Annotated in this window: 18 protein-coding genes; 13 read left to right on the top strand and 5 right to left on the bottom strand. The window is 43.8% G+C overall.

Annotated elements, in window-relative coordinates; all coding sequences use genetic code 11:
- Positions 1-14: 14 nt before the first annotated feature.
- Entirely contained in the window at positions 15-329 is a 315-nt protein-coding gene (locus tag BLS28_RS11725; RefSeq protein WP_091167015.1) for a YbaB/EbfC family nucleoid-associated protein, read from the bottom strand.
- 123 nt (positions 330-452) lie between these two features.
- Entirely contained in the window at positions 453-1,664 is a 1,212-nt protein-coding gene (locus tag BLS28_RS11720) for a serine hydrolase domain-containing protein (RefSeq protein WP_091167012.1), read from the bottom strand.
- A 109-nt stretch (positions 1,665-1,773) separates the two neighbouring features.
- On the opposite strand from BLS28_RS11720, the gene BLS28_RS11715 reads away from it, so the two are divergent.
- The 6 genes from BLS28_RS11715 (at position 1,774) to feoB (ending at position 6,577) form a co-directional block, all read left to right on the top strand.
- Positions 1,774-2,751 carry a tetratricopeptide repeat protein gene (locus BLS28_RS11715; RefSeq protein ID WP_091167009.1) on the top strand — a complete coding sequence of 326 codons (978 nt, stop codon included), beginning with the start codon at positions 1,774-1,776 and terminating at the stop codon, positions 2,749-2,751.
- A 123-nt stretch (positions 2,752-2,874) separates the two neighbouring features.
- Positions 2,875-3,255: a glycine cleavage system protein GcvH gene (gene gcvH / locus BLS28_RS11710; RefSeq protein ID WP_091167007.1), complete on the top strand. Its 381-nt coding sequence runs from the start codon at positions 2,875-2,877 to the stop codon at positions 3,253-3,255.
- Between the two features lies 1 nt (position 3,256).
- On the top strand, positions 3,257-3,646 hold the full coding sequence (locus BLS28_RS11705; protein WP_091167004.1) for a VanZ family protein: 390 nt from the start codon (positions 3,257-3,259) through the stop codon (positions 3,644-3,646).
- The gene (locus BLS28_RS30785) at positions 3,643-3,795 is read left to right on the top strand and encodes a hypothetical protein (protein WP_167516302.1); all 153 of its coding nucleotides are present in this window, start codon (positions 3,643-3,645) and stop codon (positions 3,793-3,795) included. The genes BLS28_RS11705 and BLS28_RS30785 overlap by 4 nt, the downstream gene beginning before the upstream one ends.
- A 441-nt stretch (positions 3,796-4,236) precedes the next feature.
- A complete protein-coding gene (locus tag BLS28_RS11700; protein WP_091167002.1) occupies positions 4,237-4,452 on the top strand; it encodes a FeoA family protein in 216 nt (71 codons plus the stop codon).
- A 10-nt stretch (positions 4,453-4,462) separates the two neighbouring features.
- On the top strand, positions 4,463-6,577 hold the full coding sequence (feoB, locus tag BLS28_RS11695) for a ferrous iron transport protein B (protein WP_091167000.1): 2,115 nt from the start codon (positions 4,463-4,465) through the stop codon (positions 6,575-6,577).
- An 11-nt stretch (positions 6,578-6,588) separates the two neighbouring features.
- Here feoB and BLS28_RS11690 read toward each other — a convergent pair whose 3' ends face one another.
- From BLS28_RS11690 to BLS28_RS11680, 3 genes are all read right to left on the bottom strand, one after another.
- A complete protein-coding gene (locus BLS28_RS11690; RefSeq protein WP_091166997.1) occupies positions 6,589-7,731 on the bottom strand; it encodes a DUF3800 domain-containing protein in 1,143 nt (380 codons plus the stop codon).
- A gap of 274 nt (positions 7,732-8,005) precedes the next feature.
- The gene (locus BLS28_RS11685; protein ID WP_091166995.1) at positions 8,006-8,935 is read right to left on the bottom strand and encodes a TIGR01777 family oxidoreductase; all 930 of its coding nucleotides are present in this window, start codon (positions 8,933-8,935) and stop codon (positions 8,006-8,008) included.
- A gap of 2 nt (positions 8,936-8,937) precedes the next feature.
- Positions 8,938-9,756: a thiol-disulfide oxidoreductase DCC family protein gene (locus tag BLS28_RS11680; protein WP_091166992.1), complete on the bottom strand. Its 819-nt coding sequence runs from the start codon at positions 9,754-9,756 to the stop codon at positions 8,938-8,940.
- A 315-nt stretch (positions 9,757-10,071) separates the two neighbouring features.
- Here BLS28_RS11680 and BLS28_RS11675 point away from each other — a divergent pair, with 315 nt between their 5' ends.
- From BLS28_RS11675 to BLS28_RS11645, 7 genes are all read left to right on the top strand, one after another.
- Positions 10,072-10,689 (top strand): hypothetical protein, encoded by a 618-nt coding sequence (locus tag BLS28_RS11675; protein ID WP_091166990.1) that lies wholly within the window; start codon positions 10,072-10,074, stop codon positions 10,687-10,689.
- The gene (locus tag BLS28_RS11670; protein WP_091166986.1) at positions 10,686-10,988 is read left to right on the top strand and encodes a winged helix-turn-helix domain-containing protein; all 303 of its coding nucleotides are present in this window, start codon (positions 10,686-10,688) and stop codon (positions 10,986-10,988) included. Before BLS28_RS11675 ends, BLS28_RS11670 begins: the two co-directional genes overlap by 4 nt.
- Before the next feature lie 51 nt (positions 10,989-11,039).
- On the top strand, positions 11,040-13,547 hold the full coding sequence (locus BLS28_RS11665) for an XrtN-dependent VIT domain-containing protein (RefSeq protein ID WP_091166983.1): 2,508 nt from the start codon (positions 11,040-11,042) through the stop codon (positions 13,545-13,547).
- Entirely contained in the window at positions 13,528-14,883 is a 1,356-nt protein-coding gene (gene xrtN / locus BLS28_RS11660; protein WP_091166980.1) for an exosortase N, read from the top strand. The genes BLS28_RS11665 and xrtN overlap by 20 nt, the downstream gene beginning before the upstream one ends.
- A 644-nt stretch (positions 14,884-15,527) precedes the next feature.
- The gene (locus BLS28_RS11655) at positions 15,528-15,947 is read left to right on the top strand and encodes a cobalamin B12-binding domain-containing protein (protein WP_091166978.1); all 420 of its coding nucleotides are present in this window, start codon (positions 15,528-15,530) and stop codon (positions 15,945-15,947) included.
- A 5-nt stretch (positions 15,948-15,952) separates the two neighbouring features.
- A complete protein-coding gene (locus tag BLS28_RS11650) occupies positions 15,953-16,735 on the top strand; it encodes an enoyl-CoA hydratase/isomerase family protein (RefSeq protein WP_091166976.1) in 783 nt (260 codons plus the stop codon).
- A gap of 156 nt (positions 16,736-16,891) precedes the next feature.
- The coding region (locus tag BLS28_RS11645; protein WP_143020740.1) for a transposase at positions 16,892-17,196 on the top strand (305 nt) is incomplete at its 3' end.

Here is a 17,196-nt window from a genome sequence, read left to right as displayed (position 1 = left end):
GGGATGGGATAATTTTATTTACCAAACATATTACCCAGGCCTCCTAAGCCGCCAAACATGCTTTGGGTCATGGCAGCCATTTCGCTTTGGCTGATGTTTTCGGCTTGTTCAAGTGCCTTGTTCACCGCAACAACCAACAACTCTTCCAGTTCTTCTTTATCGGCATCGGCTAAAAAATCAGGATCGATCTGTACCGATTGGATCACTTTATTGGCATTTGCGTTCACAACTATTTTGCCGCCTTCGGCTGTGCCTGATACACTGATGGCATCAAGGCGTTTTTTCATTTCGCCAGCCTTTTGCTGGGCTTCCATTAATTTATCAAACATGATTTTTTAGTTTTTAGTAAGTGGTTAATTAGGTGAATGGTTGGAATACGGATAGAGGAAAAATGATCAATCGGTTTATTAAAACCACTCACCCAATAACTTCAATCAACCATTCCAAAAAAATTAATCGTCACTGGTATCGCCATTACCATTGTATGCACTTTTACGTACAATAGGCATGCCAGCAGCTTTAAACAAGTCATCGAGCTTTAATAAACTCCCGTTGGCCAGGTTGGTAAGCAATACTATGGTAATGTCGTGTTTCATATCCCGCAGGTAAATATGCCTGAACCCATGCCACCATCCGGTATGATAAATTACCTCCTCGCCCGGTGCTGTAAATGTACGCCAGCCGTAGCCGTAGTTGAAATGTCCGTGCACCATCGGGTTGCGTGGCACGTAGGCCGAATCAAGCGTAGCTGGTTTTAATAACAACCCCGCGCGCAAAGCACGATCAAAAAGGAACAGGTCACCAACCGTGCTGTAAATGCCTTTATCCCCTACGGGGCCATCCAAAAAGTTCTGCACTACCGAATAACGCCACTGGCCGCGGTCATGCCCCACAACATCAACCGGGATTTTATCATAAACCGCTTTTGAGTAAACATGGGTATGTGCCATACTGGCTGGTTTAAACACATTTTCCTGCATAAATTGGGCATAGCTCATTCCGCTCACTTTTTCAATGATGGAACCAAGCACCATAAAGTTGGAGTTGTTATACAGGAAGCGTTTATTCGGTTCATTGAAACGTGTTGGCTTATAATCGGCAATCATTTTCATAGCCTCGGCATTGGTAAGTCCTTTGCGCTGGTTCAGGTGATTTTTCCGGTAAATATCGTCGATAAAATATACATAATTCATCATACCCGAGCGGTGGGTAAGTAACAAGCGAATGGTTACACCATCGTAGGGAAAATCAGGGAAAAACTTTTTAACGTCATCGTCAAGCTTCAATTTGCCGCGTTCCATCAGCAGGAGGATGGCGGTTGATGTCATAGTTTTAGTTACCGAAGCCAGCTCAAACTGCGAACCGATTTTCAGGCTGTCGCGATGCAGGTAGTCGGCCCAGCCAATGGCTTTTTCATAAACTATTTTTCCTTTTTTTGCCACCAGCACATTACCGTTAAAACCGCGGGTACGGTGCAGCTCCTGCATTACGGCATCTATCTTTTTATCGGCATTTTTAGGATTGTAGGCCAGCAACGCGGTAGTATCAAGCGGCCTGGCGGCAACCTGCGACTGCGATTGGTCGTTATTTTTATTTTTGGATGAACAGGCTAACAGTAACACTGGGGCAGCAAACACTACCAGGCTTTTGTACACTAATCTCATAAATCAATTTATCTCACACTAAACGAATGCGAAAATTAGAAATTATACAGCAGGTATTGATTAAAGTTTTAAAATTTTCTGTTAGTTAGCACAATTAGTATGTTTAAGTATGGTTTTGTTGAAAAAAGGCTTGTTTATTATGGCCCTCGTGCTTAGCACAGGGTTGGCGCATGCTCAAAATACGGATGTCAATAGTATTATTAAGGAGGGTATCAAACTTAACAGCGAAAAAAATTATTCGGCGGCTATTGAAAAATACAAAGAGGCACTTACTGCCGAGCCAGATAATGCGCAGGCCAACTACCAGCTTGCCTTCAGCCTCAATGCATCGGGCAAGGGTGCGGAAGCGGTACCTTATCTCAACAAAGTGATAAAAACAGGTGGCGACCTAACAGGCCCTGCTTATGAATTAATGGGCAGCATTTATGATACTGCACATCAACCCCAACAGGCCATCGACGCTTATAAAGAGGGGATCAAATTGAAGCCGGGGTATCAGCCGCTGTATTTTAACCTGGGGATAGCCTATTTCCGCGCGCAAAAATATGCCGATGCCGAGCTGGCTGCCATTGAAGCCATTAAACTCGATCCTAAACATGCTAATAGCCAACGCTTATACGGGCTGGTAACTTTCCACCAAAACAAAAGGGTACCGGCATTGATGGGCCTGTGCAGCTTCCTGCTGCTCGACCCGGAAGGCCCGCGCGCCGACGAAGCTTATACCAACCTGCAAAGTTTACTAAAGGGAGGCGACCTGAAAGCAGGAAAAGCAGATCCGGAAACCCTGTTACTAAATAAAACCCTAAGCACCGCCGTTTCGGTTTCTGGCGGTCAGCTGGAAACCCAGTTGAAAAACATTTTTACGGCGGTTGGCAAACTTGGTGAAAAACCAGGCAGACAAACCTTCTTTTGGAATTACTATGCAGCTTTTTTTTATAAGATGTCACAATCTCAAAGCTTTTCAACGGCGGTTAAATTAATTGGCTTAAGCGCCGATAAAACAACAGGAGCAAAGTGGCTGCAAAACAACGCAGACCAACGGAAGGCCCTGGAAGATTGGATGGCATCTGCCGAAAGAAAGTTTTAATTACAAATTTATCAACGATAAATCATGACTATGCCATATAGAAAATGATGATTTTATAATTTACATATCAATAATTGCGAAAGCCAAAGTTTTACTATTTTTGAGCACACAAAATTTAACGACATGAATTTTCCGGCTGAATTAAAATACACCAAAGACCACGAGTGGATTAAGGTTGAAGGCAATGTAGCTACCGTAGGCATCACCGAATTTGCTCAAAGCGAACTGGGCGACATTGTGTATGTTGATATTACTTCATTAGGTAAAGAGGTTGCTAAAGACGAAGTTTTTGGCACCGTTGAAGCAGTAAAAACAGTATCAGACCTGTTTATGCCTGTTGCCGGCACCGTAACCGAAGTTAACCCGGCATTAAATAACCAACCCGAACTGGTTAACAGCGACCCATATGGTGAAGGCTGGATGGTAAAGATCACTGTAGCTGACGCTGCCGATGCTGACTCACTTTTATCTGCCGGCGATTATAAAACGGTTATCGGCGTATAAGATGAAGCTGTTTTTAAAATATCATGGGCCCGCTATTTTGTGGGCCTTATTTGTTTTAATTATTTGCTCCGTACATCTTGATTCTGTTGATAAATCCCCGATGTTTTTTGAGGGTTTTGATAAGCTAACCCACTGCGGTTTATTTTTCACCCTTATTGTACTGGTTTGTTTTGGCGTTATCAGGCAACAAAAACCACGGCGGATTACGTATACAAGGGCATTCGTGATATGGGCAGCCAGCGTATTTTTCGGGGCGCTTATTGAAGTGCTGCAGGCATCTGTTTTTACCTGGCGCAGCGGCGACTGGAACGATCTTTTTTGCGATGTACTTGGAGCGTGTATGGGGATTTTTAGTGTAATGCTAACCGTTGAGGCAATTGGGAAAAAATGAAAAAAAATAAACTGGTCATTTTATTGGGCGCGCTGCTGTTAACAGCCGGTTCATCATGCGGCATTTTCCATAAGGGTTGCGGCTGTCCGCATTTCGGGAAAATTAAATCTGCCGACTCCAGATGTGCAGATGTGCAAATGATGGCTTAGCCAGGTAAATCTATATCAGCAAAGCACATTTACTATTCAATTTGCGGGTGTTCAATTTTTTAAAGTGTAAACACTTGCAATTATTTTCAAAAAAAACATCGCTGATAATCAGCCACTTGATTTCAATGACTATTAGCAAAGTATCAAACATGAACACATCATCATTGATAATCAGCGACTTGTATTTTTCAGAGATTGAACGTTGAACACCCGCTTTTTAAAAATTGAACACTGACATAATCGTGTCAGTGAAGCATTGTCAATACTATTTAAACCTGTTTGCATATCCTAAATCTGCCTGTCTGTCCCCCCCTGTATACGTACAAACTTCATACTAAAGTCATTTGTACAACTGCCTATTTAAAATCTGCACATCATAGCAAATCTTATTTGGATTTAATATAAATAAGCTTACATTTGCTACGTTATATATTATAAATGATGAAGCTGTCACAACTGGAAGTAGGCGAAACTGGTATTGTAAAGGAATTTACCGATCTTGAAATGTCAGTAAAACTGATGGAGATGGGCTGTTTACCCGGCGAAGAGGTCCGCATTTCGCGTATCGCTCCACTTGGCGATCCTATTGCCATCAACGTATCTGGCTACCAGCTTAGCTTACGTAGGTTTGAAGCATCCACCATCATTTTGCAGTAGTTTGTAAGCGTTGAAAACCAATATAAGAGTTGCACTTGTAGGAAATCCAAATACCGGTAAATCAACTCTCTTTAATATATTAACCGGGTTAAATCAAAAAATCGGAAACTTTCCGGGGGTTACTGTTGATAAAAAAACAGGCTTTTGTACCCTGCCTGACGGCCGCATGGCCGAAATAATTGACCTTCCGGGTACTTACAGCATCTATCCCAAAAGTAAAGACGAATCCATCGTATTTTCGGTACTGGCCGATAAATCAAAAGGCATGGTGCCCGATTTGGTTGTGGTGATCCTTGATGCATCCAATTTAAAACGCAACCTGCTGCTTTATACCCAGGTTGCGGATCTCAAGATCCCCGTAGTGGTGGCGCTCAACATGGTAGATGTGTCGGACAAGGCGGGCATCAAAATTAATATTGATCTTTTTGCCCAAAAACTGGGCGTTCCGGTAGTCCCTATTTCTGCCAGGAAAAATACAGGCATTGACAAGCTTAAAAGCACCATTGCTTTTGCCAACAGCGTGCCGCTGCAGCAGGATACTATTGATATCGAAAGCATCGCGCCGGGCATCATAGCGCAAATAAAAGGGGAGATGCAGGTTGAAAATCCATATATAGCCTTGCAACTTGCCCACCAGCACGAAACGCTAAGCTACCTTTCAGCAGCCGAGAGCGACCGGATTGAACAACTGGAGCAGGAGCATTCTTTCCACTCGCAAAAGGCACAGGCTACAGAAACCATCGCCCGGTACAACTTCATCAACGACCTGCTTTACGATACGGTTAAAAAAGCTGAAACGGCGCACGACGAAACCATAAGCAACAAGATAGATAAGATCCTTACCCATAAAGTATTTGGCTTTGTGATCTTCTTCGCCATCTTGCTGTTCATATTCCAGGCTATCTTTTCATGGTCGGCCTACCCGATGTCGCTCATCGAAGACCTGTTTATCTGGCTGCAGGCCGGCGCTGCTAAAATACTACCTGCCGGTCCGCTGAGCAGCCTCATCATAGATGGGGTATTAGCTGGCCTGAGTGGGGTATTGGTATTTATCCCGCAGATCGCCATCCTGTTCGCGCTCATCTCCATTTTGGAAGATACAGGCTACATGTCGCGCGTTACTTTTATGATGGACAAGGTGATGCGCAAGGTAGGGCTTAACGGCAAATCAGTAGTACCCCTTATCGGCGGTTTTGCCTGCGCTGTACCGTCTATCATGAGTACCCGTACTATCGAAAACTGGAAAGACAGGATGATCACCATCATGGTTACACCCCTGGTGGCTTGTTCGGCCCGCCTGCCTGTTTATACCCTGCTTATCGCGTTGGTAGTGCCCAACCGCAACGTTTGGTGGGTCTTTAACCTGCAGGGACTGGCGCTTACAGCCATGTATGTGCTCAGCATCTTTTCGGCTGTTATTGTGGCTTTTGTGATGAAGTTTATCCTCAAAGCCCGCGAACGCGGTTACTTTATAATGGAGCTGCCCGTTTACCGCATGCCAAGGTGGAAAAACGTGATCTTTACCATGTATGACCGTTCAAAAACCTTCGTACTGCAGGCCGGTAAAGTGATCATTGCTGTTTCGGTGATCCTGTGGGTAATGAAATCATACGGCCCCGGCGACAGGTTTGCGCAGATAGATAAACAATACGCCCAGCCCCAATACACCAAAACCATGACGCCGGATAGCCTCACTAAAGTTATCGCATCCGAAAAACTGGAAAACTCATACGCCGGCGTATTTGGGCATGTTATTGAACCCGTTATTAAACCCCTTGGCTTCGATTGGAAGATAGGGATAGCACTCATCAGCTCCTTTGCTGCCCGCGAGGTATTTGTGGGCACCATGGCCACCATTTACAGCGTGGAGGGCGATGCCGATAAGATGCAATCGGTTCAGCAAAAAATGCACGAGGCTAAAAATCCGCAAACCGGAGGGCCGGTGTTTACCTTAGCGGTGGCTTTCTCCCTCATGATGTTTTATGCCTTCGCCATGCAATGTGCCAGTACAGTGGCCGTTGTTTACCGCGAAACCAAAGACTGGCGCTGGCCCGCTGCCCAGTTTGCCTATATGACCGCGCTGGCTTATACGGCGAGCTTTATCGTATACCATTGGCTCAAGTAGCTTTTTAAGATTTATTGACTATTTTCCATCAAATTAAATACTGCTGAATTATCAATTTCAATATTATTTCTATCTATGGAATTAATGTCAAAGTTGATGGTGTTCAATACGAAATCTGCAAACTCATCTTTCGGATGTTCTCCGTTTTGAGTGTTAAGTTTTCGATTAATTGAGCCCGTGAAAAGATCAACTATTTGAATAAAAAAATTTTGTTCTGAAGACACTGCCTGAAAATCCCCAAAATATAATCCATTTACTTTTTGTCCTTCAATTCGTTCTTTGATATTTTCGATTTTCAATTGGTCGCTTCCCGTTTCTTCTTCATCAATCCATACTTGTAATACTCTTGGCAAGGGAGCTCTTCCTGTATCATTTTCATGATTAATTCCTTTGATCAACAAATGATAAGTCAAATCCACAATCGCGGAATTCTTATTTGCTAAGCCTTTGTTATTAATAACAATGATTTTGAAGCCAACTTCTGGATGCAAACCAAGAAATTTTGCAAAAAATTCTTTATAACTTGCTATCTTATGTTTAGATATGTCTACAAAATGAAATTCATAGTTTATGTCATTAGCCTTTTTCCATTCGACAAGTTTACGTTTGGATTCATGTATAAAGTAACCGGACTTTAGTATCCAAAGAGACCCAACAGAAAGATAATCTTGGTTTTTGCCAGTTTCATCTATGTAAACTGAATACGTTCCAAGGCCTAATGGCTTATCATCAATTGCTTCCTGTCGGAATTGCCCCTCCAATACTCCTCTATGCTTTCTTATTTTTTCGTCCGCTTGAAATAACTTGTATTCATTTTGAATCTTCGCACGAACCCTTGAAAGGGAATTCATTTTAGTTAATTTCATAGCACAATCTTTTGTAATCATGCCATCATTAAAATTTTCAGGCTCAAATTCCGCCCAATACGCATAAGCTAAAGCTGTATCTGAATTCCGTGCTTCGGTGGAATTATTTAAAATCGAAGCTACGCGATCCTTAATATTTTCAATATTTCCGCTTACTACGTTGTTTATTAGTTCTTTTTTTTCTTGTTCAATTCTTTTAAGCTTCGCAATTGCTTTTTCATCTAATTCTTCAGTTGATTCAATATTGAGATCAGAGTTAACTTGAGACGATGTTATTGTAGATTCCATTGTGACTTAGGTTTATTAATTGATAATCAACAATTAAATATAAATATTAAAAGAAAAAAAAAGAAATTCAATCTATCTCGAAATGGGATTGCAGCATTTAGTTATGGATAATCTTTTCTTGCATTTGTATTGAGGTAAAATTGGATAAAGCAAAGGTTTTAGAGAAATACCTTTGCTGCTCGAAGTCTTCAGACTACAGGCACAGCCATCTGAAGTCAGAGACGTTGGACAGCGTCAAACGAGTAACATCACGCGTTGACACATGAGCAACCCGCTACCTATTCAAACTCAAAATATCATGCACCGCATGCTCCGCTTTTTCATATTGAAATTTAAACCCACTATCCAGTAAACGCTTAGGCATTACCCAGCGGCTTTTTAATATCAGTTCGGTTTCGGTGCCGATTACCATGGCGCCGACTTCCAGCAGCCACTGAGGGGCAGGTAAACCGAAAGGCGCACCATAAGCCTTGCGGATAATCTGCATCATATCAGTATTCTTTGCGGCTTCAGGGGCAGTGCAATTAAATATGCCATTTAATTCGGGGTGGTCTAACAGCCATTGGGTGCTGCGGGCCACATCATGTTCATGCACCCAGGCTATGTATTGCTGCCCATCGCCTTGTTTACCGCCGAGGCCAAACCTAACCAGGTTAAGCAACCGCGGAAAAACACTGTCGCTTCGGCCTAAAACAATGCCCATGCGCAGGGCAATTTTACGGGTATGGGGCGTATCTGTTTTAAAGAAAGTGCTTTCCCAAATATTACAAACATCAATAGAAAAACCATAACCAATCTCTCCGGTATCCTCATCCTGTGGACGGTCTTCGGCATGGCGGTAAATGGTGGCAGAAGTCACATTGATCCAAACCTTTGGCGGGTTTTCCATCTTATGGATCACCCTGCCTAATAGTTCGGTAGGTACTACCCTTGAACGGATGATCTCCCGCTTGTTCTTTTCGGTGTAGCGGCAGTTTACATTTTTGCCGCACAGGTTGATTAGCATATCGGCACCGGCAAGGTGAACCGTCCATCCCCCTTCGGTTTCACCATCCCAAACAGCGGTATGTACGTTGCCATCAACAGGTTTTTGTTTGCGGGCCAGGATGATCACCTCGTCTGCCAAATCGCGGTAGTATTTGGCCAGCACGGTACCGAGATAACCGTTGCCGCCGGCCAGTACGATTTTTTTATAAGCTTTCATGATCAGTTAAGGTTTAAAATAAGTAATAATAAAACGATACGATAAGTTACCCAGGTAACGGTGAGTACCCAGCCAAGCCCAAGCAATTTGGTACGGCGGATATGTTCAAGGAGCATTAATCCCGCTACCGCCATAAAATACAGGGTGTAAATCAGCGGACCGAATTGAAAAAAATGATTTACAACCAACCCGATCAGCAGTAATAAGCTGCCGGCAAAAGAGATGGTCATCATATTGCCGAGGTAGGTCCACAGGTTACGGCGGTCAAAGCTGCATATAGCTGCTCCCTGGAAAAGGATTTGGCCGCCGCAGATCAGGTACTCACGGTATGGGCTGCCTAAAGGAACAATCCCCGTAAGCAGATGTGCGTAAGCTGTTAAGATAAAACCGGTACAAAACCAGGTGAAAAGCAAATACAATAAACGATAATGCAGCTTAAACGTAGGCTGGTATTCGAAGCCGGTTTCGGCAGCAGGGATAATTACCCTCCTGTTGTATGATATAAAAGCATAAACCTTGCTCATGAGCCAGATGAATGGTTTAAAAGCAAATAAGGGAGTAAATACAGGCCAGGTATTGGCAATTATTTTGAAAAGGCTTTTAACGCCGTAGGTAACCTCGCCGCTTTTTAGGTTAATTAAGGCTATTTCGTTAACAGCCCGTTGCCTGTCATAAACAGGGCAGGTACCCGCATGTGCTTCCTGGTACGCAGCGCGGCCGGTAGGATCAAGCATCCCTGTTTTTACAAAGGCACCGGTATAAGCACGGCACATCGGGCATTCTGCATCAAACAGGATCATGTGGTTTTTGAGCGTTTTCATAACTTTCAGTGTTTTCTGAAACAAATATACAATATATTTTAAACTTTCAATAAATACTGAAAATTAAAGTTAAAACAACTCATTGTATTAACTCACCCCCGACATCGCTGCGCTTGTCACCCCTCTCTACGCAAGCGTAAAGAGGGGTTTTTCTTTTTTCCCTGCCCTCTTTCCGCCGAAGGCGAAGAGAGGGTGGTCCAGCGTAGGGCAGACCGGGTGAGTTAACTATGCGCGATGCAAATAATTTGAGAAAACTCAATCCCCCTCTTGCAAAATCAAATCTTATATTTAACTTTGAACAACAAAGTACTTTTGATGAAAGAACAAGATATTCATGCAGAGTTAAGTTCCATCCGCGACCTGATGGAGCGTTCGGCCAAGTTTATTTCGCTTAGCGGCCTTTCGGGTGTGATGGCGGGCATCTATGCCTTCGCCGGTGCCGGCATAGGATACAGTTTGCTGCAGGGCGAGTATACTACCCTCAGGGAGGGCCATACTTACAATGAAGAATTGCTGATCATAAAATTATTTATCGTGGCAATTGCGGTGCTTGTATTGTCTATTGGCACGGGGATCTGGTTATCGGTACGCAAGGCTAAAAAAAATGGTCAGCCATTTTGGAGCGCCGGCAGCAAACGCCTGCTCATTAATATGGCAATCCCACTGGTAAGCGGCGGTTTATTTACTCTTATACTTGTTTATCGCGGTTATTATGGTGTTGTGGCCCCTGCTACATTGATATTTTATGGCATGTCGTTAGTTGCAGGCAGTCATTATACATATTCGGGTATTAGGAGCTTGGGGATATTGGAGATTTTATTAGGTTTGCTGTGTGCCATAATGCCGGGCTACGGCTTAATTTTTTGGAGTGTGGGTTTCGGTCTGCTCCACATTATTTATGGTACAGTAATGCATTTTAGATACGATAAGTGAAGATATCATTAGATCAGTTTGATAAAGCCTTTGAAAACCGCATCCGCCTGCAAATCATGAGCGTATTGGTTGCCAATGAAAGTTACGACTTTAACTCGCTTAAAGAATTGCTTAACCTTACCGACGGTAACCTGGCATCGCACCTGAAAGCGCTGGAGAAGGAAGAATACATCCAGGTGGAGAAAACTTTCATCGGCCGCAAACCCAATACACGTTACCTGGCATCCGAAAAAGGCCGGGCCGCCTTCAAATTGCACCTCCTTGCCCTCGAAAATTTGATCAAACAACAAAAACTGTAATTTTTTTTATCTATAAACTTTGAAATACAAAGTACTTTTAATTTATAAAATATGAAAAACCTTAAAGCAATTTTATTTGAAGATAGTGTTGTTAAACTTGGCCTAATCCTAATCACTATATCTGCCGGATTCTTCCTTATGGAGGGGTCCGGCCTTTTTGAACTTACCGAAGGAACTGCTTTTGGTGCTTTTTGCTTCAATTACTCCGCCTCACTTGTGTTTTTCTTTGTGGTGATATATAAAGGATTCAGACGCTTACATTATTGGGTGCTCCTCCTGGCACTTTGGTTCATCAGCGCGTTCGCACTTAACCTGAGCATCCCTGTTTTCAACACTTCGGTTACCTGGCTGTCGGTTGTTATCTGTATCTCCACAATCAGCATTATACTTTCTGTATTTATGAATGAGCTCAGTTCAAAAATGAAACACGTGGTGACATTTTTCCTGGGGATGGCTTTCCTGCTTTTTATTTACTACAGCGTATATCTTACCTCCATGTATCTCATCGGCATTTTTGCAGCTATCGCGCTGGGGCTTTCGCTGCATGTTTTTGTGCCGATGGGTTTGGCTATAGTAACGTTTATCACCGTTAAAAAAACAGTAAGGGGCAGCAAGTCCTTAAAAATGGCGCTTGGGGCCGGCCTCTTAGTACCCGTCATCGCATGCAGCATATTTATATGGCAATGGAAAAGTATCAATAACCAGGTTAACCTTTCTATCAATCACAATACACTGTCTGAAGGCAAGCTGCCAACCTGGGTAGTTATCAGCCAAACTATTCCTAAAAGCACCATAGCACAACGAATCATTAAAGCCGGCATTGTGTACACAACCGCAAACCTTAACGACAGTTGGTTTTGGGGCGGCTGGCGTAAAGCATCATTTGATGAACCCAAGCAGCATGATCCTTTTATAGTGATAGCAAGCCTGTTTGGCGGCGACTTAAACCTTGACGAAGCCGAGCGCATAAAAATATTGGAAGCCATGTATGATTCACGGCACCAGGCACAGGAGCGGCTTTGGAGCGGGGATAAGCTAAAAACGGCTAACGTGATCACCAATGTTAAAATCTTTCCGGAATACCGCTTAGCCTATACCGAAAAAACACTAACCGTACATAACACCGAAAAAGGAGGAGTACGGGCCTGGGCGGGCAAACAAGAAGCCATTTATACATTCCATGTTCCGGAGGGTTCGGTTGTTAGTTCTTTATCATTATGGATAGACGGTAAAGAACAGCAATCAAGATTAACCACTAAAGGTAAAGCCGAATCGGCTTATCGTGAGATTGTGGGTGTTGAACAGCATGACCCATCGGTAATTCACTGGCAGGAGGGCAATACAGTAACGGCACGAATTTTTCCATGTACGCCCGAAGAAAACCGCAAATTCAGGGTGGGGATCACCAGTCCGCTGCGCAAGCAAGGTGATATGCTTACCTATGAAAGCAGTTATTTCGATGGCCCATCGCCCGAAGACGCAACCGAAGCCATCCAGGTATCTTTTTCGAAGAAGCCCGCAGGCCTCAACATGCCAAACTTTGATGAGATCAGCGAGGGCGTTTACACTGCCGACCGGCCTTATCAACCGGATGAACAGATCACGTTTAAAGCCCCGCCGCTTGCCGATATGCCGTTCGCATTTGCAGGTAAAGGCTATCAGCTGAAAGATTATGTGCCTCAAACCACAAACTTTAACCCTGAAGCCGTCTACCTCGACCTTAATGCAAGCTGGTCGGCCAGCGAACTGGACGAGCTTTGGCCGGCCATCAAAACCAAAAAAGTTTACTATTACGATGGCAAGCTGGAAACATTAACTGAAGATAACCTCGGAAGCGTTTACAGCAGGATGGGCAAACTCAACTTCAGTATATTCCCGGTTAATGAGATCAAACACCCCGAAAGTTCATTGCTGATTACCAAATGCGCCGAAACCTCTCCTAACCTGCGCGATCTTGACGAATCGGAGTTTGGCAAAGCGTTAACCAGCTATCTGCCGGGTGCAAAACAATTGCAGTTATACAATATCGGCACCAACCTAACGCCTTATTTAAAGGCATTGAAAGAGATGCGGGTATTTACTTATAATGAGGGTGATATGGCAATGCTGCAAAGCAGGCTTGCGAAAAATGAATTTAGCCATTCGCAGGAAGATTCAACCCATGTTGTGCTCGCTCAATCGGGCTTAGTTATTGAACAAACTGGCGATACTTTAAAAGCAGGCAATGCGCCTGACCACCTGCTGCGCCTGTTTGCTTATAACGATATTATGAAAAAGGTTGGTCCGCATTATTTTGATAAAACCTATGTGCAGCCGGATATTATCGATGAGGCTAACCAGGCTTTTATAGCCTCGCCTGTTTCGAGCCTTATTGTACTCGAAACTCAAAAAGATTATGAACGCTTCGGGATTGATGAAAATAAGAACAGCCTTCAAAACGCTTCTGCAAAATCATCGGGCGCAGTACCCGAACCCAGTGAGTGGTTGTTGATCCTGGTTGTAATAGCGGTGATAAATTTCTTAGTATACAAGAGCAAGCATGTTCAGCCGGAGCTATAATTTGCAGGAGCATATCTCATTTAAATTAACCGGCAGCAGGCTAATCACCAGTAGTTGCTGGTTAATATACATTGGCATTGCAGCGAGGTTAGGTATCATTTATTTTAAGTGGGATGCCAATATGGTGCTTGGCCTGGCGCTGCTGCCTTATATCTGCAAGGTAAAGCGCGGGGGCCTTTCACTAAGGCACCTCGTCCCGGCCATTGTTTTTACGACAGTTGCTGTTTGTTTTCCGGTTAAAACAAATTTGTTCCTGGCCTTGCTGTTTTCTGCACTGCTTTTCTTTGAGAACTTAAAAGGAAAAATAAGCCTGGCATTGTTCCTGTTGTTATTGCTCATTTCGCCGGCATTTGAGTATATCAGCAATACTTTTAGTTTCCCTTTAAGAATTTGGCTCAGTGAAGTAGCAGCCTCTCTGTTTGCAAGTATGGGAATGGAAGCCAACGCTGCAGGCAACATCATCCGGTTTAAAGGTTTCGAATTTTCTGTGGACCAGGCTTGCGCAGGTTTGCATATGCTTGCCACCTCGTTCATGATCTGCCTGTTTATAATAGCTCATTACCAGCGGCAGGCGGCAAAGCAACTGCACCTGGTGTGGATCTTGTTTTTGTTGGTGTTTACTTTTGCGTTAAACATCCTGTGCAACCTTTGCCGTATCCTGCTGCTGGTTTTTTTTAAAATACCGGCGGGTACAACGATGCATGACCTGACCGGGATTATCTGCCTGCTCATTTACGTGGTATTGCCTTTATTGTTCCTTTCTTCTTTCGTATTGAAACGAACCGAAAAACCATACATCGACCCGCGGTTTTATAAAACCATCAGGCTGGCGCCGGATGAACTGCGCTTTCCGCTGATACACCTTGTATTGGCCGTTGCGTTAGTTGTAATAACTATAAACATCAAATCGATAGATGACCTGGAGGACAAAAGCGTAAGTAACGTATCCTTACGCGGTTATAAAAAATCGGTATTGGAAAGCGGGGTAATTAAATTTGAAAATACCGGTGCGCTGGTTTATGTGAAACCCTCTCGATTTTATTGCCCCGAACATGACCCCATGATTTGCTGGCAGGGAAGCGGCTATGTTTTCAGTAACATAAAAAAAGAGCTTATAGCCGGTCGGCAGGTTTATTTAGGAGTGCTTACCAAGGCAAAGGATAAGATTTATGCTGCCTGGTGGTTTGATAATGGTAACATGAAATCAATCAATGAGTTTGAATGGCGATGGGCAGCAGCAAAAGGAGCCAAGCCGTTTTACCTGGTAAACGTTAACGCAGCTACAGAGACAGCATTGTTAAAGGCGGTGAAAAATCTGCCGGCTATTAAGCAATGATACTTGTCGCCTTTCCGAATAACAATAGGGGAAATTTTCGGAAAGAACCATGATGACGTATAAGAAGCTGTTTAAGAATGAAGAATATTAATTGCCGTTGGTTTTAACCAACGGATTAAGAGCCGAAAACTCCTGGCTTTAGCCTAATTATGCAAGCGGATTTGGGCTGAAGCCCTCTTGTTGTGAATGCTTTATTCCGTTGGTTAAAACCAACGGCAATGAAGTTTTATCTACCTGTAAACGATATTCGTCAAATTTAAACAGGTTCTAAGATACATAGCGATGGTGTGCGTTGCCGCGTTAGTGATAGGAGCGGATACCGGCCTTGTGGCTAATGCCCGTGTAGTATGAGTGGATAGCACGGGCCGCAGGCAACGCCCATATTTATAAATCGACCAAAAAACCAACTTAAGATCAAGCCATTATAAAGAACTTGCTTAAAAATGAGAAAAATTGTAGGGATGCATAATTGCGTCTCCTGAAGGACAAGCCGATTTCAAAAGCACCTCAGCTGCCGTAAATTGCAAGTGTGAGATGCAATTATGCGTCTCTACATTCAAAAACTATCGTTTTAACAGCCTATAATAAACACAAACAACTTCCATAATTTTCTTATTACTTTTACAAAAACCAATAGGTTATTCATGAGTAATACCTTTAACCGACCAATCCGTGTTTTAGTTGCCAAAGTAGGGCTCGATGGCCATGACCGCGGCGCGCGCATTATTGCCACTTCGCTGCGCGATGCAGGTATGGAAGTTATTTATACCGGGCTACGCCAAACCCCCGAAATGGTGGTAAACACCGCCCTGCAGGAGGATGTTGACGCCATTGGCATTTCTATACTTTCGGGTGCGCACATGACGGTATTTCCGCGCATCATTAATCTCATTAAAGAGAAAAAAATGGATGATGTTTTGGTTACTGGCGGTGGTATTATTCCGCATGAAGATATGCTCGAGTTGCAAAAACTGGGCGTTGGCGAGCTTTTTCCGCCCGGCACCAGTACGCAGGATATTGTAAAATATATAACCGGTTGGGTACATGAACACCGCAATTTCTAATACCTATGGAATTTCAAAATTTACTGATAGCAAACAAGGGCCGCGTTCAACAAATCACCATTAACCGCGAAAGCAAACTGAACGCTCTTAATAAAGATACGCTGGCCGAACTGCATAGCGCTTTTACTGAAGCTTTCCAAAATCCGGAGGTAGGTGGTATCATCATTACCGGAGCCGGACCAAAAGCATTTGTTGCCGGGGCTGATATCAGTGAGTTTGCAGCGCTGAATATTGAAGGAGGCGCACAGCTTTCGCGTACTGGCCACAGCGCAGTTTTTGATTTAATAGCTAACGGCAGCAAGCCTGTAATAGCAGCGGTAAATGGGTTTGCTTTGGGCGGAGGGCTCGAACTGGCCATGGCTTGCCACATCCGCATAGCATCTGACAATGCTAAAATGGGCCTGCCTGAAGTTACTTTGGGACTGATTCCTGGTTATGGTGGTACACAGCGCCTTACCCAACTGGTTGGTAAAGGCAAAGCGATGGAAATGATCCTGACCGCAGATATGATCACCGCGGGTGATGCCCTGCAATATGGCCTGGTTACCCACGTAGTTAACCCCGAAGAACTATTAACTAAAGCCGAAGAGATCCTGAATAAAATATTATCCCGTGCCCCTTTAGCCCTCGCGGCAGCCATCCGCAGTATCAATGCCGCTTATACCGATGGTATTAATGGCTATGAAACTGAAATAACCGAGTTTGGCAAATGCTTCGGCACAAAAGATTTTAAAGAAGGCGTAGCAGCCTTTATGGAAAAACGGAAGGCTGAGTTTAAGGGAGAATAGAAGCTAAAAGCGGAATGCAGAAAGCTTAAAGCTATGCCGTTGTTGTCGTCACGGGTGTCCGGAACACAAAAAACATGTCATTGCGAGGAGGAACGACGAAGCAATTGAGATGCATCGGTAAAGCCGGACAGTCGAGATGCTTAACTTAGCAAATCAATGGACAAGAAAAAGTCAAGCCGCCGTGTTTACGATGCGGATTTTAGGTCGGATGTATTGAAGATGGTTTTTAGTGGTCGTTCGGTTGTGGACGTGGCCGCTTCGTTGGGGATCAGGGAGAATTTGATCCACAAATGGAAAAGCCGTTATAAAGAAACAACGGGATCATCGGCGCTGAAATCGCCAGGGTCAGAAACGCCGATTGTATCGGTAGAAGAATATGAACGAATGAAGGTACGTCTGCGAGAAGTGGAGCAGGAAAGGGATATCTTAAAAAAAGCATTGGGCATTTTCAGCCGGACAAC

Origin of the sequence: Mucilaginibacter gossypii (assembly GCF_900100945.1) — a bacterium.
GTDB classification, from domain to species: domain Bacteria; phylum Bacteroidota; class Bacteroidia; order Sphingobacteriales; family Sphingobacteriaceae; genus Mucilaginibacter; species Mucilaginibacter gossypii.
Note: the sequence above shows the minus strand (reverse complement) of the source record. Positions and strands in the feature narration are given on the sequence as shown.